This window comes from Sulfurimonas sp. (assembly GCF_041563035.1).
Lineage (GTDB): Bacteria > Campylobacterota > Campylobacteria > Campylobacterales > Sulfurimonadaceae > Sulfurimonas.
The window spans coordinates 356264-381757 of record NZ_JBFFNS010000001.1 but is presented as its reverse complement, the minus strand read 5'-3'; the positions used below and the strand labels follow the sequence as shown (position 1 = coordinate 381757).

The following is a 25494-nucleotide window of genomic DNA, read 5'->3' as shown; positions in this document are numbered from 1 at the left end:
TCCCTTTAACTCTCGTAGAGTGATATGAAAGGAGTTATTTCAGAAAAAACAACAGCTCTGTTTTGCTCTTTTTCATCTAAAATATTCTCTAGCATCTGAGATATATTTTCATCCATATCAGGAACTATGTTTTTGATACTCTCCAACTTCTCATTTTTCAATACATTTGTAAATCTATCATAAGCTGAATATGCTTCTTTCTTTGATAAAGCATAATAAAGTCTTCGACCTATCTCGAAAATTTCAAACTCTTCATTTTTACCAGTGTGTGTCTTATCACTAAAACCAAAATCTATGTCTATCTTTTTTGCTCTTAGATAAGCTCCTAACTTCATCATAAAACCTATAGATGCAGGAGTGTATTGTTTTAAGATTCTGGTGTGAAACTGCTCAAAATTCTCATCTGTTTTCTTATGCTTCTTATATTCCAACATCAAAGACTCTACATAAAGTTGCGCAAACTCAAGAGGAGCAGATTTTAGTACTGTATAGCCTTCAACTCCTTCACTTACAAGCTGCCCTCCTAAAGAGATGTTTACACCGCTAACGGCTTCACCGTCTACTTTAGTCTTACAACCTTCAAAACCTATATCTCCCAAACCATGGATACCACAACCTTTTACACAAGCTGACCAGTACATTCTAACTCTGCCCTTCTCTAATGGTACTTTTTCATCTAAATATTTAGACATATTAATGGCATCATTTTTGTTCTCTATAACTCCAAATGGACAGTGCTGGGTTCCTGCACAAGCTATGAGGTGGTTAAAATATGGAGAGTTTACACTCTTGTATTTTTCAAAAAAACTTTCACTTAATAAAGCCGAAACATCTTTAACACCTAAGATATAAAGACTCTGCTCCATATCAAAGCGTATTTCTTTATTTCCGTAAGTCTCACTAAGATTCGCGACTTCAACAAGCCCTCTACCACTAAAGACTCCGGATGGAACAACTACATGAACACCAAAAGAGCCGTCACGAAGTTGTACTTTTCCCTGATCAGGATCGTTAAAATCCATCTTAGTCATAGTCTCACCGGCACTAGCAAAATCAATCCCTGCATTTTCACGTATGGCACTTGATATCTCGTTCATTCCTACTGCATCTATAAGAAAGTGAAGTCTATTTTTATTTCTGTTATCTCTAAAACCAAATCTTTTAAACAAGTCAGTAATTGACTCAAATGCTTTAACAACTTCATCTTCATTTGCTAAAAATATGTCTGCACTCTTTGCAATCTTTCCAACCTTACCACCAAGATACATGTTGTAGCCGTAACAACCATCTTTTTGAGCAAGTACGAAACAGCAGTCGTGCCCAAAAACATTACACCTGTTTGATAGTGAACCAGTTATAGAAGTATTAAACTTTCTAGGAAGAGTTGATATCCACTCAGGAGAGTAAAGAAAAGTCTCTTGTAGTTTTAAAAGTAAGTCATATGATGGAAGAACATTATCGAATCCAAAAGCGTCTAATGGGTCTGTCATAATATTTCTAAAATTATCCACACCTGTCTGATAAGAGTCTATGCCGACACTTTTAAGTCTTTTAAGGATTGTAGGAATATCTTTTATATCTAAATATCTAAGTTCACACTGGCTTCTTGTAGTTAGGTCTATATAATCTTGACCGTAAAGTAAAGCACACTCACCAATCTCTCTTGCTTGGATGGAGTTTAGATATCCACCAGGGATACGAAGTTTAATCATAAACTTCTGGGGTGTAGCAACTCTATCGTAGATGCCAAAACATTTTAAAAAGTATTTTTTATCTTCATCTGGGATAGATGCATAACCGTTTTGGGAGTACTCTTCAAGTTTATCAAAAGCCTCTTGAGGATTTTTAAGTTCTTTAACTTGTTCTATCTTATTAAGTTTTTTGCTTCTTGCGTCATAAGCTTTTTGAAGGGAGTGCATATCAAAGCTCCAATATTATTTATATATATAATATTAGCCACTTTGAAGCCATGAGTGGGCAGTTTTATGATTACTTTTTATACAGTTTTTTCTTTCTCTTTGACCTTTATTCCCTCATAAGCAGTTTTAACATGTTCTATATGAGCTATTATTTCTCTCTCTTTAAACTCTAAACCCTCTGGTCGTGCATCTGAGTGAAGCTGAATAGCAGTCTGCTTAAAGTTTGGCTCACCGGACTTCGGACAAAAGCTCTCATTTGTCAGAGTATTTACCAGTTGAGTGTTAAAGTGAAAAGGAACAAAAACATTTCCGGACGAGACGCTGTTAGTCACTCGAACAACTACGTCATTAACCATGCCTCTGGCACTTGAAAGCGATAGTCTGTCTCCACTTTTAACTTCAAGCTTTCTTGCATCTTCAGGGTTTACATCGACCCATGCCTCTGGGGCAAGGTTATTCAGTATCTCAATTGAGCGAGTTTTTGTACGTGTATGCCACTGCTCAACCGTTCTGCCTGTATTTAAGATGAGAGGAAATTCTGCACTAATAGGTTCTGCCATAGGAAACCAGTCTGCACATATAAGAGTTGCTTTTTCATCTTTAGTTCTAAATGGCATCTCAGGAGTATAGAGTCTTTTAGTACCCAGTGGATTTTCTTCGTTACAAGGCCATTGCAAGCCACCGTGTTCTTCCATCAACTCATAAGTCATACCCGAGTAGTCACAAAGCTGTCCGCGGGTAAGTTCTTTAAACTCATTAAATGCATCTAGAGGCTTTTCCCAGTTATGAAAAAGAAGTTCATTCACACCATCAAAGTACTTTGAAAAATCCACGATAATGTCAAAGTCACTTTTTGTATTTCCTAACGGTTCAACAGCTTTGTTTGCACGGTTACATCTACGCTCTGAATTGGTGTAAGTTCCCTCTTTTTCTCCCCATGTAGCGGCTGAGAATACAACATCAGCTATCTCTGCTGTGTCAGACATAAATGCATCTTGGACTACAAGAAGATCAAGTTTGCCAAGAGTTTTACGAAGTTTTTCTTGGTTTACAAAACTAACAAGAGGATTTGTAGCTACAATCCAGAGTGCTTTTATCTCACCTCTGTCTATTGCATCTATAATCTCTGCATACTTATATCCACGCTCTAGTGGAACTATATCCTCTGGAACATTAACAATCTTTGCATAATCTTGTAAGGCATTTTTATCACCAAAGTTTCTATATCCAGGAAGTGAAGATGTAAAACCACTCTCTCTTGTACCCATGGCATTGCACTGTCCTGTTATAGAAAATGGCCCTGATCCCTCTTTTCCTATCTGACCTGTGAGTAGATGCAGATTAACTATTGCACTAACAGTATCAGTTCCCATGAAAGACTGGTTTACTCCCATGGTCCAAGCAGTTAAAACTGCATCTCCAGATGCAAACTGACGAGCAAGTTCATAAAGAGTCTTTACATCAATGCCAGTAATGTTTACAACCTCTTGTGGAGGATAGTTTTGAAGATGTTTTTTTAGCTCTTTATAGCCATTTGTATTAGCTTTTATGTAGCCTTCATCTTCCCAACCCTGCTCCATGATTATGTAAGCCAGACCATTAAAAAGTGCCAAGTCTGTTCTTGGCTTCAGCGGTACAAATATATCTGCCATCTGTGCTGTTTTAGAACTACGCGGGTCTATCACTATTATCTTAGGCTTGTTTTTGTTTTTAGCGATATGCAGTTTTAGTATGGGGTGATTATCTGAAATATTTGCACCTACTAAGATTATAGTATTTGCTTTTTCAAAATCCTCATAAGAGCCTACAGGACCATCACTTCCTAAAGACTGCTTATACCCAGTAACGGCAGATGCCATACATAGAGTCGTGTTTCCATCATAGTTATTTGTTTGCAAACCAAGTTGGACAAACTTACCAAGAGTGTAGAACTCTTCTGTCAAAAGTTGTCCAGTTGAGAGAACACCAACAGCTTTTGGGCCATGTTCTGCGCTAATGCGTTTAAACTCATCTGCAACTTTAGTGTATGCATCTTCCCATGACGCATAAACAAGCTCTCCATTCTTTTTGATAAGCGGAGTTGTGACTCTCTCAGTAGAATTTATAAGTTGATGCTCACTCAAACCCTTTGGACAGAGTGTACCTTTATTTACAAAGTGTTTTGGGTTGCCTTTTGTATATACAGCGCGTCCATCTTTTACACCTATGTAGAGACCGCATCCAACTCCACAATAACCACAAGTAGAAAAAACCCATTTGTCTGGTTTTTTCTCATCACTAATCATTCCAAACTGAGGATCACTTGAGAGCTTATATTTCTCTGCTTTTATATCAAAACCTAAAAAATCTTTTATTTTATCAATCATTAGCTACTCTTTATTTAAACTTTACTTATTCTAACAAAAAAATACTATTTAATATTCTTGTGTTGTATATTTATTAATCATTACTATACTTTTGCCATGAAAAGTTTACTATATATATTCACAATCGTTTTAATAACAAACCTAGGTGCTTCTGCTACAGATGAACAAAAAAAATCATTTAAGACAGAATGTAGTAAAGGCGATACTCTCTCATGTTACAACATGGGGCTAATGTATGACTATGGAGATGGCAGTACTGCCGAAGATGACAATAAAGCTATTGGCTTTTATCTAAAAGCTTGCGATAAAAACTTTTATGAAAGTTGTTCAAAAGCTGCTCTTTTATATGAAGAGGGCAAAAATGTAAAACAAGATATGAAAAAGGCTTTTAAACTCTATTCTAAAGCTTGTGGTGGTGAAGATGGATTTGCATGTCATAATGTAGCTGTTTATTATTCAAAAATGAAAACAGAAGCTCTGAAAAAAATCTCTATTGCTTTTTATGATAAAGCTTGTAATGCTGGTTATTCTGAATCATGTATATATCTTGGAAGAATGTATAGGGATTCAAGGTCAGTAAAACGCGATCTTCAAAAAGCTAAAGAAAAATTCGATTTAGCCTGTGAAGCAAATAACTATTTGGGTTGTAAAGAGTTAAGAATATTGGAAGAGTTGGAAAGAGCAGGTTATTAGACCTGCTTAGCTTCTTTGTTTTGATACAAAGAATCCACCTGCCATTCCAAGAGGAACAACAGTCGAATAAAATAAAAATCTATCACTTATCTCACTAGCAAATATCAACAACAGTGAAAGGCTAAGTGCTATAGAAGCAACTCCAAATGAAGACGAGCTCAAAAATACAATTGAGAGTAGTGGAAGAAAAACTCCTCCTAAAACTATAGAGACAAAACGAAACAGTTTTATATTTTTGAAGTTCTCATCATATAGTCTAAGAGTTCTTTTTAACTGATACTCATTTCTACCTTCGATACTAAGCGTTCTAACATCTTCATAACTGAAAAATAGTTGAGCAAGTGCGCCTAACATTCCAAGAGACACTAAAGGAATAGCAACTTCCAGCATCCCAAAAACCACAGCAACAAGACTAAGCATAATAGCACCTATATAGGTAACTCCAAAGAACTTCATATTTGTTGTTACCCTGTCCCAAGCCGGTCTTGCTTTTATACGGTAAATCATGCTCTGAGCGTAGATGCCATAGACTCCAGAGGCAAGTGTTGCTAGTTCTACAAGAACTCTTATAGCTTGCGATACTTCTAATAAGTAAAGGATCACAACAAGGTTCATCAGAGCGGTAAAAACTCCAAGAGCAAGTGCTTCACGAGATAACCATGATGTTTTTATGTTCTTCATCGCAGTGAGAGCTAAAAATGGTCGTCCCAGATGCAGAGCTGAAAGAGGAAGTCCGAGTGCAGCAGGTAACATAACTAAAAGTGCCATTACCCAGTTAACATCTTCAAAACCAAAAAGGCTCATGACATCACCCATTAAAAGAACTGCAAATCCACCAAGAGATATCTGAGTTAGTACTGTCATAAAAACCAGCGGCAACTCAGGATGAGCAGGTTTTAGTATATGCTCATCTAGCTCTTTCATAGAGTCAGGAATTTTTTTCGGTAGCGTATATCTTGTAGTAGAGTTTGTAATTCTAGCATCTGGCAAGAAAGGCATGTTTGCATTTTCATCTATATCTTTTTCTAACCATTTATTTACATTTACCACTTCTATTTCTATCGCTCCAGATGGACAAGCTTGAACACAAGCAGGAGTCTGACCGACATCAAGTCTCTCGTGGCACATATGACACTTAGTTACTATCTTTCTCTCTTCATGGAAAATAGGAACTTCATATGGACAGTTCCAAGTACAGTACTGACAACCTATACACGTATCATCATCATGGACTACTATTCCAGTTTCTTGGATTTTTATGTAAGAATTTGTAGGACACCCTGTTAAACATTCAGGGTCGATGCAGTGATTACAGCTCATAGAGTTAAAGAGTTGAGTAAAGGCAGGAAATTCTCCACCCTCCATTTCACCAACTCTTCTCCACTTGATATCGTGCGGGTTATTGTTTTGCTCATTACATGCAACTTCACAGCATCTACAGCCTACACATGCAGTTGCATCAAAGTGAAACCTGTATTGTTCACCCTCTTGTAACTTCGGTATGTTTATGGAGTAATTACCACACTGCATTCCAGTATCAGCTTTGTAATCTATAAAACTCTCTAATGGCGTTTGCATATTTAATCCCCATATACTTTATTTATGGAAAAATTATACATAAATTAAATATTAGATAAATAGATAGCATGATTAAATTTTAAACATACTACTTTTTATAGATGATTACATTTTAATCTTGCTAATACTATTTTAAAGTTGGTCAGCATGTCCAAAAAATATCTCTTGCTCACTATTCTTTCTCATACTCTCTAAAATATTTTTTGCTTTTATTTTTGTCGGTGCATCAAAATATATAAACATATTTCTTGAAAAGATAAAATCAAATTTTCCAATATTTACAAAAGATGGATCGAAGAGATTTTCAAGTCTAAAAGTCACATGAGATTTTATACTGCTCTTTAGTGCATAAAGTTCACCATCTCTGTCAAAATATTTATCTTTAATCTCATCACTCACATTTCTCACATTTCTCTCTTTATAGACAGCTTCTCTTGCCTTTGCTAAAGCATCTGAATTTATATCTATACCGACTATTTTAACCTTGCTAGGAAGTACTCCTGCTTCAAAAAGTGCTATAGCTATACTGTACGGTTCTTCCCCTGTTGCAGATGGGGCACAAAGAATCTCTACAGCATGTTCACAGTTCTTAACAAGTTCTACAAGTTGGGCTATTTGTCTAAACTCTCTATAAAAAAATGTCTCATTTGTAGTTAGGTAGTCTATCAATTCTTGCTTAATTACTGCATCTTCATCCACCATTTTAAGTAATTTTGAAAATGAGCTGATCTCTCTTTGCCTACAAAAAGTCATAACTTTATTTGTCAGTATACTGATTTGATTGTCAAATGTCACACCCGTTTCATTTTTAAAGTACTCTGCTATTGGTTCAACATTTGTATAGTCAGTTGGTTCGACAACTTTTTCCTCTTCTACAATAGATTTCTTCTTCTTTTTAAAAAAATCAAACATTAGTTACAAAACTCCTTTATTGAATCTACTATTTGAGCGATATCAAGCACTTTAATATCTTTCACTTCTTTTCTAGCACGACTAGGCATCCCATCGACTATGGCACTACTCTCACTCTCTGTTATACACGAAGATCCATTTTGACCAAGTGCCTTACAAGCTTCTACACCATCATTACCAATACCTGTTAAAATAACACTTAAAATATCAAAATCTTCACTATAAGGTATAAAAGAGTTAAACAGAGTATTTATATCTGGATTAAAAGCATTTACAGGTGACTCTTTTTGAGAGAAAATGTAGCCAGAACTATCTTTACTTATTGCTGTAGCTCCACAACACACATATATCTTTGCATTTTCCAAGTACTCTTTATCTCTAGCAACTGATATATTGTTTACATGATTTTCCTGTAGACGTTTTGCGAAGCTTTGCATAAAACCAACTGCCATATGCTGCGCAATTACTATTGATGTAGAGTGTAGAGCTGGAAGAGCATTAACAATCTTCTCTATTTGTCCAGGACCTCCGGTAGAGGCACCTATTAGGACAATCTTTCTAGGTATGGAATGTTTCAAGTTTAGAGTGCAGGTCATCTGTCATAGAGTTTAAGTGATCAGCTGCAGCAGCAATCTCTTCAACATTACGAGCATTAACTAAAGAGATATCATTTATCTCTGTAATCTGAGTAACTATAGACTCAACATCATTTCCAGTTTTTTCAAAATCCGTTACCGTTCTGTCACTTGCATTTACTGCTTCATCAACAATCTGAACACTAATATTGATCTTCTCTTCAACTTCGATTGCCATATTTGCAAGTTTTTGAATATCCTCAGAGTTACTACTCATCTGTCCACTTACATCTCCAATAGACTGAACAATTACATTGATAGTAGCGTTGATTTCAGTAAGAGATTTTTGAGTTCTCTCTGCAAGCTTACGAACTTCATCGGCAACAACTGCAAATCCACGTCCATGTTCACCTGCACGAGCTGCTTCGATTGCAGCATTAAGTGCAAGAAGATTTGTTTGATCTGCAATATCTGAGATAACTTCAAGGACATTTTTAACTTCATTTGCATCTTGAGATACTGTGTTCATCTTTTCTGCCAACTCAACTTCTAATTCAGCACTTCTTTGTACATCAGATGTAAGTTTGATTACATCTTCACGAGCTTCTGTAAGATTTGCATTTGCTTTAATGATATCTTCTTTACTCTCCTGAGCATCTGTGATTGCCTTGTTGATCTCATCTTTAATTTGAACTGCTTTTTGAGTAGCCGCGTCAACAACGTTTACAGATTTCTCAACATTTTCTCCAACACCCATAGCTGTAGTAGAAAGCTCATGAGATATAGAAGCATTCTCTGAAGAACTCTGTTTTGAAGTCTCTATCAATTCTTTTAGTGAAGTCATAAGACCATTAAAACTCATAGCGATCTGAGAAAGTTCTAATGGTGCGTTTTCATCTACTTTTAGAGTAAGATTTTTATTATCACCAATATTTAAAAGAGTTTCTTTAAATTTGCTAATAGGTCTGATTATACTTATATTAACAGCAAAAACAGATATTGTAATCATTATTATAAGTATAATTACAGACCACATTACGATAGTGTTTCTAATACTATCAGGAACGATAAGAACCTCTGCCTCGTCAATTTCCGAAAGTATCACCCACTTAAAATCTTTACCAATATTAATAGTAGAGAATGAAGAAAGAACAGGATTTCCATTATAGTCAGTTACAATCTTAGTATCTGTCTTACCTGCTAATGCTTCACGAGAAGCTTCAGTATCTACAGAACCACTTGAAGGATTAGCAAAAGAAGCTTGAAGCGAGTGCCCTTTTGGATCTAAGAAACTATCACTTCTCATAAGCTTATCTTGACCTACTAAATAATCTTCTTGTGAATCACCATACCCTTGTCTAAATTGCATGATTTTATTTATAGATGCATCTGATATTTGAAATACTAATATTGATTTAAAGTCACCATCAATATAAACAGGAGCACCTAAAAACATTGCAGGAGCACCAGCAGATGGGGCATATGGTTTCATATCTACAAATACTGGTCGTTTAAGCTCTTTAACTTTTCTATAAACTTCTCCAAGTCCACTATCTTTTAAAGAACCTGTTCCTACATTTTCTCCATAGTCTGATTCTTTTGCTTGTGAATACATAACATGCCCATGTTTAGCACATACGATAAATACATCATAATATCCATACTCTTTTGCATAAAATTGGAAAAATTCATCACTTATCGCTGTTTTTTCTTTAGCTAGTGGATTTGTCACAGGATAATTATCAGTAGGTTGTACACCTAACTCTTTATGCACATAAATTAAATCATTTGTGAGATTTTTTACATTATCATTTACTGAGAGAACATTTATATCCCCTACTCTCTCACTAAAAAATGATTCAATAAAGTGTTTTTTCATATCCCTTACAGTAGTAAGCTGTGAAAAGCTGTTTTTCATCAAAGCATCTTTACTTTGTGAAACAGATATATTAGTTGTTATCAAAGCCAATAATATTAACGACAACGCTGTCAACAATATTATTTGAATTCTTATTGATAGTCTATTCACTATAAGATTCCCCTCTTTTTATTTCCTTAAATGTAAAGATATTGTATCAAAATTTTTAGACATATGTTTAAGAAATCTTTACCAATAAAAATATAAAAATATCATCTACAGTAAATTGAAGCGTGCATATATTTGAATCAATTAATATTTACTAACTGATTATTATTTAATCATAAAAGAGATTAACTTACCCTCATCTTCTATTATAATTTTGTCATATAATTTGTTTAGGAGACATTATGGCAGGATTTAAAGATTTAAAAGGTCAAGGACATGCACCGACATTGTTCATGGCTTTTTTATATTTTGATATGAGTTTTATGGTTTGGACGATGCTCGGTCCACTTTCTACAGAGATAGCAGAAGCACTAGCACTTGGTGGTCATATTATGACTTCAGGCGAAAAAGCAACTCTTCTTTCACTACCTATTTTATCTGGTGCACTGCTAAGAATAGTTCTCGGGTTTGGTGTAGATAAACTTGGAGCAAAACTAACTGCTATGATGGCACAAAGTGTTGTAATTATTGCACTTTTAACTGCATACTTTCAAGGTAATTCAATCACTTATGACACACTGCTTCTTGTAGCATTAGGTCTTGGTTTTGCAGGAGCTTCTTTTGCCGTGGCACTTCCACAAGCCGGTCAATGGTATCCGCCAAAACTTCAAGGTGTTGTACTTGGAATCGCTGGAGCTGGTAATATAGGAGTCGTTATAGACTTCCTGTTCGCTCCAAAAATAGCTGAACTTTGGGGATGGGAGTCTGTATTTGGTGTAGGTGCTGGTATGGCTATCGTTGTTCTTATTGCTTATGCTTTTTTAGCTAAAAATGCACCATCTGAAGTTTACACGGCTCGTCCTAAAAAGCTTAAAGATTATGGAAAACTTCTAAAAGATAAAGATACTTGGTGGTTTAACCTTTTCTATGCAGTTAGTTTTGGTGGATTTGTTGGATTTGCAGGATATATGAAAGTCTATCTTATGAATACATATCAAGCAGATATGAGTGCTTTTGGATTAGACGTATTTAACGAGGAAAATGTAAAAGTAATAGCTGGTTACTTCGGTGCTCTTTGTATATTTGCAGGTGCTGTTCTTCGTCCTGTGGGTGGAGCAATTGCAGATAAACTTGGAGGTATAAAATCTCTATATATCTTCTTTGGTCTTGTATCACTATTGGTGATTTTAAATGCTACTGTAACCCTGCCTTTTTGGTTTGCTATCTTTGTACTGTTTTTAATCATGGCTAATCTTGGTATGGCAAACGGTGCAGTGTTTCAGTTAGTTCCACAAAGATTTGGTAAAGACATAGGGATAATGACGGGTATCATCGGTGCTGCCGGCGGTCTTGGAGGTACAGCTCTTATCAAAACTCTTGGTTGGTCTAAAGGTGCATTTGACGGTTACTCAGCAGGTTTCATGATATTTGCAGCTGTTGTTCTTGTAGCACTTATGGGAATAAGCTTAGTAAAAACTAGATGGAGAACTACTTGGGGTGTTGCAGCAGGCGGTAGAATCTAATTATTAAAGCTAGATGAAGCAGTTTTATCTAGCTCCCATACTAATATTTCCAATAAATAAACTTTGATATAATTGTTCTTTATATTTTTACTAGGGTTTATTTTGAATATTCTACTTTTAACATCTATTGGTCTCTTTTTAATACTACTTTTTATAATCTACAAAAACCAACAACTAAAAAACTCAACCAAAATTTTATATAAGCAAAAAGAAGAGTTAGAAAAGCAAAAAAGTCTTCATGAGTTAGTTCTCAAAAATTCTTCAAACAGCGTAGTCATATATGATCTTAAAACAAAGAAGTTTATAGAGTGTAATGAAAATGCAGTTAAACTACTTGAGTGTGATTCAAAAGAAGAGATGTTTGCACTAAATCTTGATGACTTATCACCTGAATATCAACCAAATGGAGAAAAAAGTTCTAACTTATCAGCTGAAAAAATAAAACTTGTTATCCAAAACGGTACTGATTCTTTCGAGTGGTTACATTTAAGCAGTAAGGGAAATCAATTTTGGGTTGATATTACATTGACTTACTTTATACTTCAAGGAAGAAAAATACTCTACGGTACATGGAAAAACATTACTGACAAAAAAAAGATAGAACAAGAAAATATAAAACTACAAGAACGTGTTGAACTTGCTCTTTTAGGTAGCAATGATGGTCTATGGGACTGGAATATTCTTGATGACACTATCTATTTTTCTCCTCGTTGGAAAGAGATGCTAGGCTTTAATGATTATGAACTTCCCAACGAGATGTCATCATGGGAAGATCGTGTTCATCCTGATGACATCCAAAATGCTATAAAAGATATAGAAAAAAATATACAAGGTGCTACAGATTATTATGAAAATATTCATCGTATTAAACATAAAAACGGTAGTTGGATTTGGACTCTAGATAGAGGAAAAGTTCAGTTTGATCATAATGGAAAAGCCATCAGAATGATTGGTACTCATAGAGATATAACAAATATACAAGAGATGCAATTAAAATATTCTCAGCAAGTACAGATAATCGAACAAATACATGACTCAGTAATCACTACAGACTTAGACGGTTATATAACTAGCTGGAACAAAGGGTCAGAGCTACTTTTAGAATATACAGAAAGTCAAGTTCTTGGTAAACATATCACTATGCTCTATTTGGAAGAAGATTATGAAGCTCTTAAAGAGAGTATAGATCAGCTAATGAAAAATGGCGAGTATTATGCTGACAAACGTTTAGTTAAAAAATCAAAACAAATAGTATATATAGCCCTATCTCTATCTATATTAAAAGATTCAAATGGAAAACCAACTGCTATGGTAGGATATGCTCAAGATATAACTGAACGTAAAATAGCTGAAGAAAAACTCCATGAACAAAAAAATATATTACATCATCAAGCACATCATGATGATTTAACACAACTTCCAAATCGTGCTTTTTTTAATGATAGACTGGAACAAGCTATACAAAGGGCTAAGCGTAACAAAACACTAATAGCACTCTTTTACATAGACTTAGATCACTTTAAACAGATCAATGATTCTCTTGGCCATGAGATAGGAGATAAAGTACTCCAAGTGACTGCAGACAGACTTAAAAACAACATTCGTAAAGAAGATACTCTATCTCGTCTAGGTGGAGATGAGTTTACGCTTATCGTTGAAGAGTTAAACATTGCAAAAGATGTATCAGTTTTAGCACAAAAAATAATTGAAGATTTAGAAAAACCAATACACATAGATACTCATACTCTTTATATATCTAGCAGTATAGGTATCAGTATATACCCGAATGACGATACAGATGCCAAAAATCTTCTAAAATATGCAGATTCTGCTATGTATAAAGCTAAAGAAGAGGGACGTAATAACTTTCAATTTTACTCTAGTGAGATGACAGAACTTGCATTTGAGCATCTAGCTATGGAAGTGAGCTTACGCCAAGCATTAGCAAATGAAGAGTTCGTTGTTCATTATCAGCCACAAATAAATGGTTCTGATAATAGTCTAATAGGGATGGAAGCCTTAATAAGATGGAATCACCCAACATTAGGTATGGTACCTCCATATAAATTTATCCCTATTGCAGAGAAAAATGGACTTATTATACAAATAGACCAATGGGTAATGAGATCCGCCATGACTCAGCTATCATCTTGGTATAAAGAAGGTCTAAATCCAGGAGTTCTTTCTATGAATCTTGCTATTAAACAACTGCAGAAAAAAGATTTTATAGAAGTTATGCGTAGTTTATTAGAGGAAACTCGATGTAAGCCTGAGTGGATTGAGCTTGAAGTCACAGAGGGTCAAATCATGACAAATCCCGAGGAAGCCATCAAAATTCTAAATCAAATAAGTGATATGGGAATCGAGTTGGCTATTGATGACTTTGGGACAGGTTACTCTTCACTTTCATACTTAAAAAAACTACCTTTGGACAAACTAAAGATAGATCGTTCATTTATAAAAGATCTTCCTGATGATGATGAAGATATCGGAATAACTAAATCAGTCATAGCTCTATCAAAAAGTTTAAATCTAAAAGTTATAGCCGAAGGTGTTGAGACAAAAGAGCAAAAAGATTTTTTAGTGGAAAATGGATGTCATAATATTCAGGGCTATTTTTATTCAAAACCAATTTCAGCAGATGAGATATACGAAAGGTTTTTAAAGAAATCATAGGTTATAATAAACGTAATATATTAAAAAGTATTAAAATGGAGAGTTAATGAGCTCAAAAAAAATAATATACTTATTACTATTTTTTCTTATTTCTCCAATATTTGCCAACAGTGCAATAGTCTTTATGTACCACCGCTTTGGCGAATCAAAATACCCTTCTACAAATATAACACTTGAACAGTTCCAATACCAGTTAGACTATCTTGAAGAACATGATTACAATGTCTGGCATCTCTCAAAAATACTAAGTCATATTAAAGAGAAAAAAACACTTCCTCCAAAAACTGTTGCATTGACCATAGACGATGCATATATGAGCACCTATATAAATGCTTATCCAATGCTAAAAAGTAAAAGATTTCCATTTACAGTAGTTGTAAGTACTAACCAAGTAGATAGCGACTCAAAAAACTACATGTCATGGGATCAGCTTCGTACTATGAAAAAGGATGGTGCAGAGTTTGCAAACCACTCCCGTAGCCATGACTTTCTTCTTACAAAGAGTAATGAGACAGAAGCACAATGGAGAAAAAGAATAACTGCTGAGATAACAAATGCTCAATTAAGACTTCATGAAGAACTTGGCTCAGATGCAAATGAAAATCCGCGTCTTTTTTCTTATCCTTTTGGAGAATATGACATGAAAACAGCAGATCTTATAAAAGAGCTTGGCTACATAGGTATAACACAGACTTCAGGGCCTATTGGAGAGAATAGTGACTTAAGAGCAGTCACAAGATTTCCTATGGCGGAAGCCTTTGCAAATCCTAATAGCTTCATAAGCAAGCTAAATACACTACCGATGCCAATAGAGTCAGTTTCGCAAAATGAGCCATACATCAAAGAACAAAACCCACCAAAACTTCGTATAAAACTAAAAGAACCACTTGAAAATATAGGATGCTACATATCAAATGGTGATGCAATAGAGTTTAAATGGATATCCAAAACAGAGATTGAAGTCTGTGCAAATGAGCCTTTTAAACAAGGTAGAGAAAAGTATACCTGTACCGCACCAAGTAAAAATGGAAAGTGGTATTGGTACAGCCATCTGTGGATAGTTAAGAAGTGATTGGCTAAAATACGTAAAACTATTTTAGGAACTCTTCAGATGCCATTTTCTTCACTTAAACTCTCTTTTGCCATAAAAAAAGCCCTTACAAAAAACAACTTTATAAATCCGACACCCATTCAAGAAAAAGTTATTCCTCATGTACTTGAGGGTAGCGATGTTATGGCTAAAGCTAAAACAGGAAGCGGTAAAAGTGCGAGTTATATTCTGCCTATCTTAGAACTTCTACAAAAGCGTAGAGGTGAAGGAAAGGCGAAGATAAAGGTTCTTGTACTAACTCCAACTAGAGAGTTAACTCTTCAGATTGCTGCTGCTTTTGAGATATTTTGTGAATTTATACAAAAGAGTCCTAAAGTCGTAAGTCTTATCGGCGGTGAAGGCATTGGAGATCAACTATACGATATCCAGCAAGGGTGTGACATCTTAGTTGCTACATCAGGTAGATTTTTAGATGTTTTGAGTAAAAAACAGATGAACCTCTCGCATCTAGAGTTTTTAGTTCTTGATGAAGCAGACAAGATGCTAAACCTTGGTTTCGCACAGGAACTTGACCTTATACTAGATGCTATCCCAGATAAACGTCAAAACCTTCTGTTTTCAGCTACTTACCCTGATAAGATTTTAAGCATTGCATCTAAGATAACAGAAACAGCTGTAGAAGTTAGCATCCAAGAAGATGTACCTACAGTTGACACAATCAGCCAAAGAGCAATAGAAGTAAATATTAATAACCGAAGTTCACTACTTAAGCATCTCATCAAGACACTAAAGCTAAAAAATGTATTGGTATTTATGGCTAACAAAAGAGCAACAGACAACATTGCTTATAAATTTAGAAAGTATGGTTTTGCAGCTGAGTCATTTCATGGAGATCTACATCAAGAAGACAGGACTTATACACTAAATGAGTTCAAAGATAAAAAGATAAATATTCTATTTGCAACGGACATCGCAGCAAGAGGTCTAGATATAGACAACATCGAGTGTGTTATAAACTATGACCTACCCCGCTCTCCAACTGACTATATTCACCGTATAGGGCGTACTGCTAGAGCCGGAAAATCAGGATTAGCTATTTCATTTATCTCTCACGAAGATCAAGCTCATTTTGGAGTAATTGAAAAAAAATGTAAAGTAAAAATAGAGAGAGAACAGATAGAAGGCTTCGAGCTTACAGGTGAAGCTCCTAAAAAAGAAAAAGGCCCTGCTCCCATAAAAGGTAAAGGCAAAAGTAAAAAAGACAAACTTAGGGAAAAAGCCAAAAAAGATGCACAGTAACATTTAAATGACATTTTTATACATACATGAATAAATAAGTATTTACTGAGTAATTCTTACGTTATAATATTTTTAACATAAGTAAATATTGTTAAAGGTAAATAGTCACAATGGATTTTATAGCCGCATATGACATCGGAGTAAATAAACCAGAAGTCTCAAATGACGTTTTAATTGTCTGGCAAGAGATGGTTGACTCACTATCTATTTTTGCAAATGTTCCAGCATCTTTAGTCATGCACGTATTAGCAGACAAAATTGAAGTTGCACGCACATCTACTCCACAAAAAAATCCTTACGAAATTGGTGCTTCTGAACATTTAGGCTGTGGTCTATACTGTGAAACTGTTATGAATACTAAAAATTTTCTACATGTTCCAAACTCATTAAAAGATGAGTACTGGAAGGACAACCCTGATATTGCGCTTGGTATGATAAGCTACTACGGTCTACCTCTACTTTGGCCTGATAAGACAGTATATGGAACTATTTGCATCTTAGATTCTAAAGATTTAGAAGTGTCTGAGAATATAAAACAGATAATGTCCCTTTATCGCCAAGCAATAGAAAATGATTTAAAAATTTTAGAACAGACGAAAGAGCTTATAGAAGCAAATAAACGTAACGCAAATAGTAAACTGCGTGTGTCCAGTAAAGTACTTGAGACAACAGCGGAAGGCGTTATAATAACAGATGCACAGCTCAAGATACTTTCTGTAAATAACGGTTTTACTAGGACTACAGGTTATAGTGAAGATGATGTAGTTGGAAAATCTCCAAATATTTTAGCTTCACATCTTCAAGATAAAGCGTTTTATAAAGAGATGTGGAACTCTATAAACACTACAGGAAAGTGGCAAGGTGAGATTTGGAATAAGCATAAAAGCGGAAGAGTATATCCTGAACTGCTAAACATATCTAAAATAAATGATGAAAATGGAAACCTTGAATACTATGCCGGAATATTTTCTGACTTAACACTTCAAGAAGATAATAAACAACGTCTATATGAGCTTGCTTATTTTGACGAACTTACTTCACTTCCAAACCGTAGCTCACTTACGAAAGATATGACTGATCAAGAAGAAGCCTATATTGCACTATTAAATATCAGAGGCTTTACACATATAAATGATGTTTTTGGTTTTGAAGCGGGTAACTTTGTATTAAAAGAGTTAGCATCACGTTTTAAGACTGATGTTCTTCAAAGAAGTCTATCTATTTACAGAGTAGGAAGTGATGAGATAGTCATACTAAATAACCGTATGACTTCTAAGGCAGAGTTTGTAAACTATATATCTTCACTTACAAAGCAGATAGAAAATGAGGTTTTTCACTACCCAGAAGAAGAAGTAGATATCTCAATAACTATGTATGCAGGAATCTGCTTTGATACAGACAGAAGACTTGAAAAAGCAGATATGGCACTTCATCAAGCTCAACGAGAGCATAAAGACTATGTAGTCTATTCAAAGGACGAAGATACAAAGTCTATCCAAGAAAAAAATATAGAGATTATCAATAAAATAAAATATGCTCTGCAAAATGACAATATAGTTGCATATTATCAGCCTATTGTAGGCTTAAACTCACAAAGAGAGAAATATGAAGCACTGGTTCGTCTAAAAGATAATAATGAAATTTTATCTCCTTTTGCTTTTTTAGAAATTGCAAAAAAGACAAAATTTTATCATCAGATAACATATAGAGTTATCACTAAGACTTTTGAACTATTTAAAGATAGAAAAGAGTCATTTTCTATTAACTTAACAGCAGAAGATATTTTAAACCATGAAGTCGTCTCTTTTATCAAAACTGAGCTTTTAAACTTTCCAAATCCCCAAAGAGTAATATTTGAAATAGTAGAGTCTGAGGATATTTATAATATATTAGAGATCGAAGAATTTATATTAGACATAAAAAAAATGGGTGCTAAAATTGCCATCGATGATTTTGGCACAGGTTACTCCAACTTCTCATATATGATGAAGATTGAACCAGACTATATAAAGATAGATGGTTCAATGATTAAAAATATTGACAAAGATGACAACTCTAGAAAAATAGTTAAAACTATTGTTAGCTTCGCGAATGAGCTAAATATCAAAACGATTGCCGAGTTTGTACACTCAAAAGAAATATTTGAGATTTGTAAAGAACTTGGTGTTGATGAGTTTCAAGGTTACTACTTTAGCGAGCCACTATCTAAACTATAGTGATCTATATATCACTTTTTGTTTACATTTTACATCTCTTAACAATCATTTTTCAAAGACATGTCAAAATAGTAGCTTAATTAAAAATCTATCGCTATAATTTTTTAACAATAAACTTTCAAAAAGAATAAGGATATTTATGATAAAACTTTTACCGACAATCATTGGTTCTGTAGGACTAATAGCAACTAGCGTGTGGGGGAGCACACTTACAAGTCAGGAGCAAAAAGCTAGTTATGTGATAGGAATTCAACTTGGAAAACAGCTTATGATTTCTAAAGATGATATCAACTTAGATGCTATGAAACTTGGTATGAAAGATGTATTTTCTGGTAGTAAACCAAGACTTAGTAACGATGACATGCGTATTGCAATGGTAAACTACCAAAAGAGTAAGCAAATAAGAGAACTATCTATGATGAAAAAGTTCTCAAGTCATAACAAAAAAGAAGGTCTTGACTTTCTTGAAGCAAATAAAAACAAACCAGGTGTTAAAACTCTTAAAAGTGGTCTTCAGTACAAAGTACTTAAATCAGGAACCGGAAAAGTTTTTCCAAAACCTACAGATAAAGTTGTTACACACTATCACGGTACTCTAATAGACGGAACTGTATTTGATAGTTCTGTAGAGCGTGGAGAAGCAGTAAGTTTTCCTGTAAATGCTGTTATCCCAGGCTGGACAGAGGCTCTGCAAAAGATGAAAGTCGGAGATAAATGGCAACTTGTCATTCCATCGGCTCTAGCATACGGCGAACAAGGAGCTCCTCCAAAAATCGGTCCTGGTGCTACACTTATCTTTGATGTAGAACTGTTAAAAATCAACTAAAAAACTCTCTCTCTTAGATGATGATAAATTTATCATCATCCAAGTCTTCTCTCTAAATAATCAACTCTAATTTAGTATATTAATAACAGCTTATAGAACTACTGGTTTACTTTACATACACTATATTGTATATATTTTAATCAGTTAATTGTACTTAATTTCTCTTTTGTGTCTTATAATTTTCCTATAACAAATTACTTCAAGGAGAATTAGATGCTAAAGAAAATAGTAAGTATAGGATTAGGTTTGTCATTGGTTGCAACATCATTGTTGGCAGAAGTAGAGAAGAAGAAGTTGACTATAGGTTTTATTGCTCTGACTGACTGTGCGCCTATCGTAATTGCAGAGGAGAAAGGTTTTTTTGACAAATACGGTTTAGATGTTCACGTTGTTAAAGAAGGCGGCGGATGGCCAGGGATCCAACAAAAAGTCATCTCTGGAGAGTATGATTTTTCCCACGCTCTAGCAGGTATGCCTATTGCAGCGACTTTAGGTATCAACGGTAACGCTAATCTTCAAGCTGTGCTTTCTCTTGATTTTAACGGTAATGGTATTACATTCGGAAACAAGATTATTAAAGAGATGGAAAAATACGGAATGGACAAAACTGCTCGTCCATTAACATCAGAAGCTCTTAAAAAATATATAGATGCTAAACACAAAGCTGAGGGTTCTAACTATCAGCCACTCTCTTTTGGTATGGTTCACCCGGTTTCTACTCACAACTACGAGTTAAGATACTGGATGGCAAGTTCTGGAATCGTTCCTGATCGTGATACGACGATTAAGCCGTTTCCTCCACCGACAATGCCTTCTAACCTCATCGCTGGAAACATTGAAGGATACTGTGTTGGTGAGCCTTGGAATGAAAGAATTGTTTTAAAGAAAAAAGGTTCTACTCTTGTAACAAACTACGATATATGGAACAACAATCCTGAAAAAGTTTTACAGACTCGTGCTGACTTTATAGAGAAAAATCCAGAGACTACAAAAGCTGTAATGAAAGCGATTTTAGAAGCTCAAATGTGGCTGGATGCTTCATGGGAAAACCGCAAAGAAGCGGCAAAAATCCTGAGTAAACCAAACTATGTAAAAGCTCCTGTAAGTGTTTTAGAGAAATCAATGACTGGTACATTTCAGTACCTTAAAGGTCAAAAATCTGAGCCAAATCCTCAGTTTAATGTTTTTGCTAACTACTATGCTGCTTATCCTTACTACTCTCACGGTATGTGGTTCATCACTCAGATGTACAGATGGGGTCAGATTGACAAAGCTGTTGATATGAAAAAAGTAATCGAGTCTGTTTACCGCCCTGACCTGTTTGCAGAGGTTGCCAAAGAAGTTGGTTATAGCCTTCCTCCGAGTGCTTGGAAAAAAGACGGTGTAGATAAGTACAACATGTTTATGGATTCAAAAGTCTGGGATCCAAACAAAGCTGTTGAGTATATATTCTCTACAGGCATTGATGAATCAAAAGTCTCAAAAGAAGAACTTTTAAAAGCTAACAAGTGGAGTGTAAAAACTGAACAACCAAATTATGTGTGTCCATACGGTCCAGCTGGTTGTGCAGATCCTAAGTATGTTACAAAGTAAAAATTAGATTGATAGGTATCTATGAAAATAGATACCTAATGAGTTTAACGTTTAAAGGAAAAATATGAATAAAGAAACAGTAAAAAAAATTGTACTGCCACTATTGGTTTTGCTTTTTATAATCCAATTTTGGTCTAGCTTATCCAATATAGTTGAAGACTTTCCAACACCCAGTGATACTTATGTAGCAGCATTTGGTGGAGTTAATGCTGATGGTGATGAAATAGTCGGTGTTTTATCTGACCCTTTTTATGTAGAAAACCAAGATGTTAAAGGTCTGTTTTGGCAAGTTCTAGAGTCGCTAAAGAGAGTATTTGCAGGTTTTGTTTTAGCAATACTTGTAGGTGTTCCATTAGGTTTACTAATAGGGATGAGTAAGAGTGCTCAGTATGCATTTGATCCGTTCATTCAGATATTTAAGCCTGTTTCTCCACTAGCTTGGTTGCCACTGCTTCTATTTATATTTCAAGATATAAATATGACGGCTATCTCAACTATTTTCATTACGTCTATCTGGCCAATCATTATAAACACGGCTTTAGGTGTTAAGAGTGTTAGTGAAGACTATATGAATGTTGCAAAGGTTCTTAGGTTCTCTCCACTAGAGAAGATTGTCCAGATTATCCTGCCAGTTTCAGTTCCATATATCTTTACGGGGATGAGACTATCTCTTGGTATCGCATGGTTAGTTATCGTAGCAGCTGAGATGCTTACAGGCGGTATTGGTATCGGTTTTTGGATTTGGGATGAGTACAACAACCTCAACTATCATAACATCATCATCGGTATTATCGTAGTCGGTCTGATTGGTTACTTACTGGATCTTATTATGGGAAAACTTGCAGATTATTTTGATTATACAAAAAAAGGTAGAGCGTAATGAGTGAAAAATTTTTAAGTCTAGAAAATATTGAAAAAAGATTCCCGATTCCGGGAAAGGATGATTATGTAGCGGTAACAGATGTAAATCTAGAGATAAAGAAAAATGAGATTATCTCTATCATCGGACATAGTGGATGTGGTAAAAGTACTCTTTTAAATATGATCTCTGGTCTGGATGCACAGACAGAGGGGCATATTCTTTTAGAGAACAAACATGTACAAGGACCTGGACCAGAACGTGCGGTAGTTTTTCAAAACCACTCACTTCTTCCTTGGCTAAGTGTATATCAAAATATAGAGATGGCAGTAAAAAAAGTTATGCCTGAATTAAGCTCGGCAGAACTTAGAGAGAGAGTTGAGAAGTTTGTATCTATGGTAAATCTTGACCATGCAAAAGACAAACTGCCAGACGAGATAAGCGGTGGGATGAAACAGCGTGTCGGTATTGCAAGAGCACTCTCTATCAAGCCTAAAGTTTTACTGATGGATGAGCCTTTTGGAGCACTGGATTCTCTCACTCGTGCAAACCTGCAAGAGCATCTGATGAGGATTCAGCAAAATGTTAAAAACACTGTAATCATCATTACTCATGATATCGATGAAGCCGTACTTCTAAGTGATAGAGTAATTATGATGACAAATGGTCCGGATGCGACTATTGGAGAGATCTTAGAGGTAAATCTTGAACGTCCCAGAAACAGAGTTGAACTTCAAAGTGATCCAGAATATATTAGATGCCGTGAAGCGATACTAAGCTTCTTGTATGAAAAATTTGCAAAAGATGATGAATAAAAAATTATAAAGGAAAATTACGTGCAAGAATTTATGAGCACTTATAAGGAAAATATTATTGATATTGAGAACTTCTTAGTTGAGACAGTTTTCAATCTTGGAAGTCTAGAAGATAGAGAGAGGGACAACTATAAAAAAGTTTTCAAAGTCTTTCCATCTTTGGAACTGATCTACACATGTGATGAAGAGTCTATGATTCAAACATCTCCAAATATTTATAGAAATAAATCAAGTCACATACCAATAGGTCGAAACAGAGAATACCTGCTAAACAAAATGGATTTTGAAGATAGTGATATTGCAATCACTCAACCATATATAAGTAGTGCCACAAGTGAGACTTGTATAACTGTGGCAAAAAAAGAGAACGGGAAAATCTACTTTCTTGACTTTAATATTTCTATTTTACTGCAAAGATTAGGTCTAGTAGAGATACATAACGGTTTCAACTTTGTTAGTAAAAGCTTTTATTTTTTAACTGCAAACATCATGATGATATTAGCACTATTTACGATTGGATACTCGGTATATGAATTTATTTATTCATTACTGTTTAAAGACGGACTCTCAATAGAGGCAATTTTTAAACCAGTGATAGCCCTTACACTTGGACTTGCAATCTTTGACCTTGCAAAAACTGTTTTTGCTCAAGAAGTAGTATTTAAAAGTTATTCCAAAAACTCTCATGAAGAGTATAAAGTTTTAACCAAATTCTCTATTACCATACTTATTGCTTTACTAATAGAGTCCCTTATGGTAGTATTTAAAATTGCTATAGATGATTATTCTCAGATGATTCATGCTTTTTATCTCATAGGCGGTGTATCTATCTTGATGATAGCACTGGGAATATTTATATATTTTACAAAAAAGAAAGTTTAACATGCAAAACAACAACATCAAAACATCAGGCTTTTCACTTGCAAAAGGGAAAGACTTAACAGGCGATGATTTTTACGACATAAAGACTATCGGCAACCTTACTGTAGGTATAGTCTGTGATGGTGTTGGCAGTGCAGATGCAGGTGCAGAGGCTGCCCAAAGAGTTACGACTTATCTTATGAACAACTTTAAAATACGTCCAAAAACATGGAGTATAGAAAAGTCTATAATCACATTTGTTAAGTCAATAAACTCAATTTTGTATGAAGAGTCAATGGTAAATTATGAGAGAACAGAGTTAGTCACGACTCTTACTATGGTAGTCATAGAGGGAAACAGACTCTACGGTGCAAATGTTGGAGACTCTAGAGTATATCTATACAGAGACAAAAGCATTAACCAACTATCTTTTGACCACGCAATGCAAGAATCAGGGTATGAAAATGTTCTCACTCAAGCCATAGGAATTGAAAAAGATGTAGAGCCTTACTACTTTGAAAACATCATTCAAAAAGACGACAAAATACTTCTATGCAGTGATGGACTATACACTATTATGAGTGAAAATCGTCTTGAGACTGGCATCTCTAACGGTGCTTCTTACCTAGTAAAAAAAGCTTCTAAACTAGTAGAAGACAACCTCCCTGATGATACTACAGCTGTAGTTTTGGAGATATCCCAAGCGAATGAGGTAGAAAAACTAAAACAACAGAACCTTATGATTCCAGAGTATTTAAAAGTTGGTCAAGTCGTTGATGGCTACACACTTCAAAAGTCACTCATTCAAAATGACCGAACTTGGTTGTGTTCTAAAAAAACCAAACAGTATGTAGTCAAGTTTGCTCCAACTGATGCCATAGATGATGAGATAATCCTAGACCTTTTTGTAAAAGAGGCTTGGAATGCAAAAAGACTAAAAGCCGACTTCTTTCCAAAAGCAGTAATTCCAACAAATAGAACTGCCCGCTACTACGTGATGCAACTCTTTCACGGTGAAGATTTAGACTCATATCTCTCACATAAACAGATAACTATAGACGATGCTGTCGAGTTAGCATCTACACTTTTAGACATGTCACAGTTTTTACTAAAGTATGACCTAGTACACGGAGATATCAAACCTCCAAATGTGATGATAGCAAAAGATGATGATGAGAACTTAGAGTTTAAGATCATAGACTTTGGAAGTATTACAGAGATATTCTCTAAAAACACAAAAGCCGGGACTCCTAGTTTTCTTTCCCCTGAAAGATTTAAAGGTGAGTCCATAAGTGAGTCAAGTGAGATCTTCTCTATCGGTATAACTCTATACTTGTCTTTAACTGGAAAATACCCTTATGGAGAGATAGAACCTTTTCAGACACCAACTTTTAAGCAAGCAAAGAAACCAAGCTTTTTTAACAACAACATTCCTGATTGGCTAGACAGTGTCATACTTCGCTCAATCGCTATAGACAAAGAGAACAGATATGAGCACTATTCTGAGATGAATTTTGAACTTAAACGTCCAAAAGAAGTAAAACCGTTTTTTCCAAAAGATGCTACTCTTATTGAACGTTCACCACTCACTTTTTACAAGAGTGGATTTATAATAATGTTACTATTTAATTTTGCACTACTAATCTGGATGAATTCATAAAGAACTAAAATTAACATTGTGCTACAATGATGTATATAAGTTAATT

At 34.9% G+C, this 25494-nt stretch carries 18 protein-coding genes; 12 read left to right on the top strand and 6 right to left on the bottom strand.

What is annotated here, in order from left to right; all coding sequences use genetic code 11:
- Positions 1-5: 5 nt before the first annotated feature.
- Together ABZC13_RS01785 and ABZC13_RS01780 are read right to left on the bottom strand one after the other, a co-directional pair.
- Positions 6-1919, bottom strand: a complete 1914-nt coding sequence (locus ABZC13_RS01785) for a ferredoxin--nitrite reductase (protein ID WP_372999121.1) — start codon at positions 1917-1919, stop codon at positions 6-8.
- Between the two features lie 77 nt (positions 1920-1996).
- Positions 1997-4285: a molybdopterin oxidoreductase family protein gene (locus tag ABZC13_RS01780; RefSeq protein ID WP_372999118.1), complete on the bottom strand. Its 2289-nt coding sequence runs from the start codon at positions 4283-4285 to the stop codon at positions 1997-1999.
- Between the two features lie 96 nt (positions 4286-4381).
- Here ABZC13_RS01780 and ABZC13_RS01775 point away from each other — a divergent pair, with 96 nt between their 5' ends.
- Complete coding sequence (locus ABZC13_RS01775) at positions 4382-4978, top strand: tetratricopeptide repeat protein (RefSeq protein WP_372999115.1); 597 nt, start codon at positions 4382-4384, stop codon at positions 4976-4978.
- Positions 4979-4984: 6 nt separating this feature from the next.
- Here ABZC13_RS01775 and ABZC13_RS01770 read toward each other — a convergent pair whose 3' ends face one another.
- From ABZC13_RS01770 to ABZC13_RS01755, 4 genes are all read right to left on the bottom strand, one after another.
- On the bottom strand, positions 4985-6556 hold the full coding sequence (locus ABZC13_RS01770; protein ID WP_372999112.1) for a DmsC/YnfH family molybdoenzyme membrane anchor subunit: 1572 nt from the start codon (positions 6554-6556) through the stop codon (positions 4985-4987).
- A gap of 132 nt (positions 6557-6688) precedes the next feature.
- A complete protein-coding gene (locus tag ABZC13_RS01765; protein ID WP_372999109.1) occupies positions 6689-7468 on the bottom strand; it encodes a protein-glutamate O-methyltransferase CheR in 780 nt (259 codons plus the stop codon).
- Complete coding sequence (locus ABZC13_RS01760) at positions 7468-8046, bottom strand: CheB methylesterase domain-containing protein (RefSeq protein ID WP_372999106.1); 579 nt, start codon at positions 8044-8046, stop codon at positions 7468-7470. Before ABZC13_RS01760 ends, ABZC13_RS01765 begins: the two co-directional genes overlap by 1 nt.
- Positions 8027-9961, bottom strand: coding sequence for a methyl-accepting chemotaxis protein (locus ABZC13_RS01755; RefSeq protein ID WP_372999102.1), 1935 nt, complete (start codon positions 9959-9961; stop codon positions 8027-8029). Before ABZC13_RS01755 ends, ABZC13_RS01760 begins: the two co-directional genes overlap by 20 nt.
- Positions 9962-10311: 350 nt before the next feature.
- Between ABZC13_RS01755 and ABZC13_RS01750 the strand changes: the two genes are divergently transcribed.
- The 11 genes from ABZC13_RS01750 to ABZC13_RS01700 all read left to right on the top strand — a co-directional run bounded on the left by ABZC13_RS01750 (position 10312) and on the right by ABZC13_RS01700 (position 25448).
- Positions 10312-11592, top strand: coding sequence for a nitrate/nitrite transporter (locus tag ABZC13_RS01750; RefSeq protein ID WP_372999098.1), 1281 nt, complete (start codon positions 10312-10314; stop codon positions 11590-11592).
- 102 nt (positions 11593-11694) lie between these two features.
- Positions 11695-14268, top strand: a complete 2574-nt coding sequence (locus ABZC13_RS01745; RefSeq protein WP_372999095.1) for an EAL domain-containing protein — start codon at positions 11695-11697, stop codon at positions 14266-14268.
- Between the two features lie 46 nt (positions 14269-14314).
- Complete coding sequence (locus ABZC13_RS01740; RefSeq protein ID WP_372999092.1) at positions 14315-15340, top strand: polysaccharide deacetylase family protein; 1026 nt, start codon at positions 14315-14317, stop codon at positions 15338-15340.
- A 39-nt stretch (positions 15341-15379) separates the two neighbouring features.
- A complete protein-coding gene (locus ABZC13_RS01735) occupies positions 15380-16618 on the top strand; it encodes a DEAD/DEAH box helicase (protein ID WP_372999439.1) in 1239 nt (412 codons plus the stop codon).
- A gap of 110 nt (positions 16619-16728) precedes the next feature.
- On the top strand, positions 16729-18834 hold the full coding sequence (locus ABZC13_RS01730; protein ID WP_372999089.1) for an EAL domain-containing protein: 2106 nt from the start codon (positions 16729-16731) through the stop codon (positions 18832-18834).
- Positions 18835-18973: 139 nt separating this feature from the next.
- A complete protein-coding gene (locus ABZC13_RS01725) occupies positions 18974-19660 on the top strand; it encodes an FKBP-type peptidyl-prolyl cis-trans isomerase (protein WP_372999086.1) in 687 nt (228 codons plus the stop codon).
- A gap of 213 nt (positions 19661-19873) precedes the next feature.
- Positions 19874-21253 carry a CmpA/NrtA family ABC transporter substrate-binding protein gene (locus tag ABZC13_RS01720; protein ID WP_372999082.1) on the top strand — a complete coding sequence of 460 codons (1380 nt, stop codon included), beginning with the start codon at positions 19874-19876 and terminating at the stop codon, positions 21251-21253.
- 64 nt (positions 21254-21317) lie between these two features.
- Complete coding sequence (gene ntrB, locus ABZC13_RS01715; protein ID WP_372999079.1) at positions 21318-22133, top strand: nitrate ABC transporter permease; 816 nt, start codon at positions 21318-21320, stop codon at positions 22131-22133.
- Positions 22133-22927 carry an ABC transporter ATP-binding protein gene (locus tag ABZC13_RS01710; RefSeq protein WP_372999076.1) on the top strand — a complete coding sequence of 265 codons (795 nt, stop codon included), beginning with the start codon at positions 22133-22135 and terminating at the stop codon, positions 22925-22927. Before ntrB ends, ABZC13_RS01710 begins: the two co-directional genes overlap by 1 nt.
- Before the next feature lie 21 nt (positions 22928-22948).
- Positions 22949-23809, top strand: coding sequence for a hypothetical protein (locus ABZC13_RS01705; RefSeq protein WP_372999072.1), 861 nt, complete (start codon positions 22949-22951; stop codon positions 23807-23809).
- Between the two features lies 1 nt (position 23810).
- Positions 23811-25448 carry a protein kinase gene (locus ABZC13_RS01700; protein WP_372999069.1) on the top strand — a complete coding sequence of 546 codons (1638 nt, stop codon included), beginning with the start codon at positions 23811-23813 and terminating at the stop codon, positions 25446-25448.
- The last annotated feature ends 46 nt before the right edge of the window (positions 25449-25494 follow it).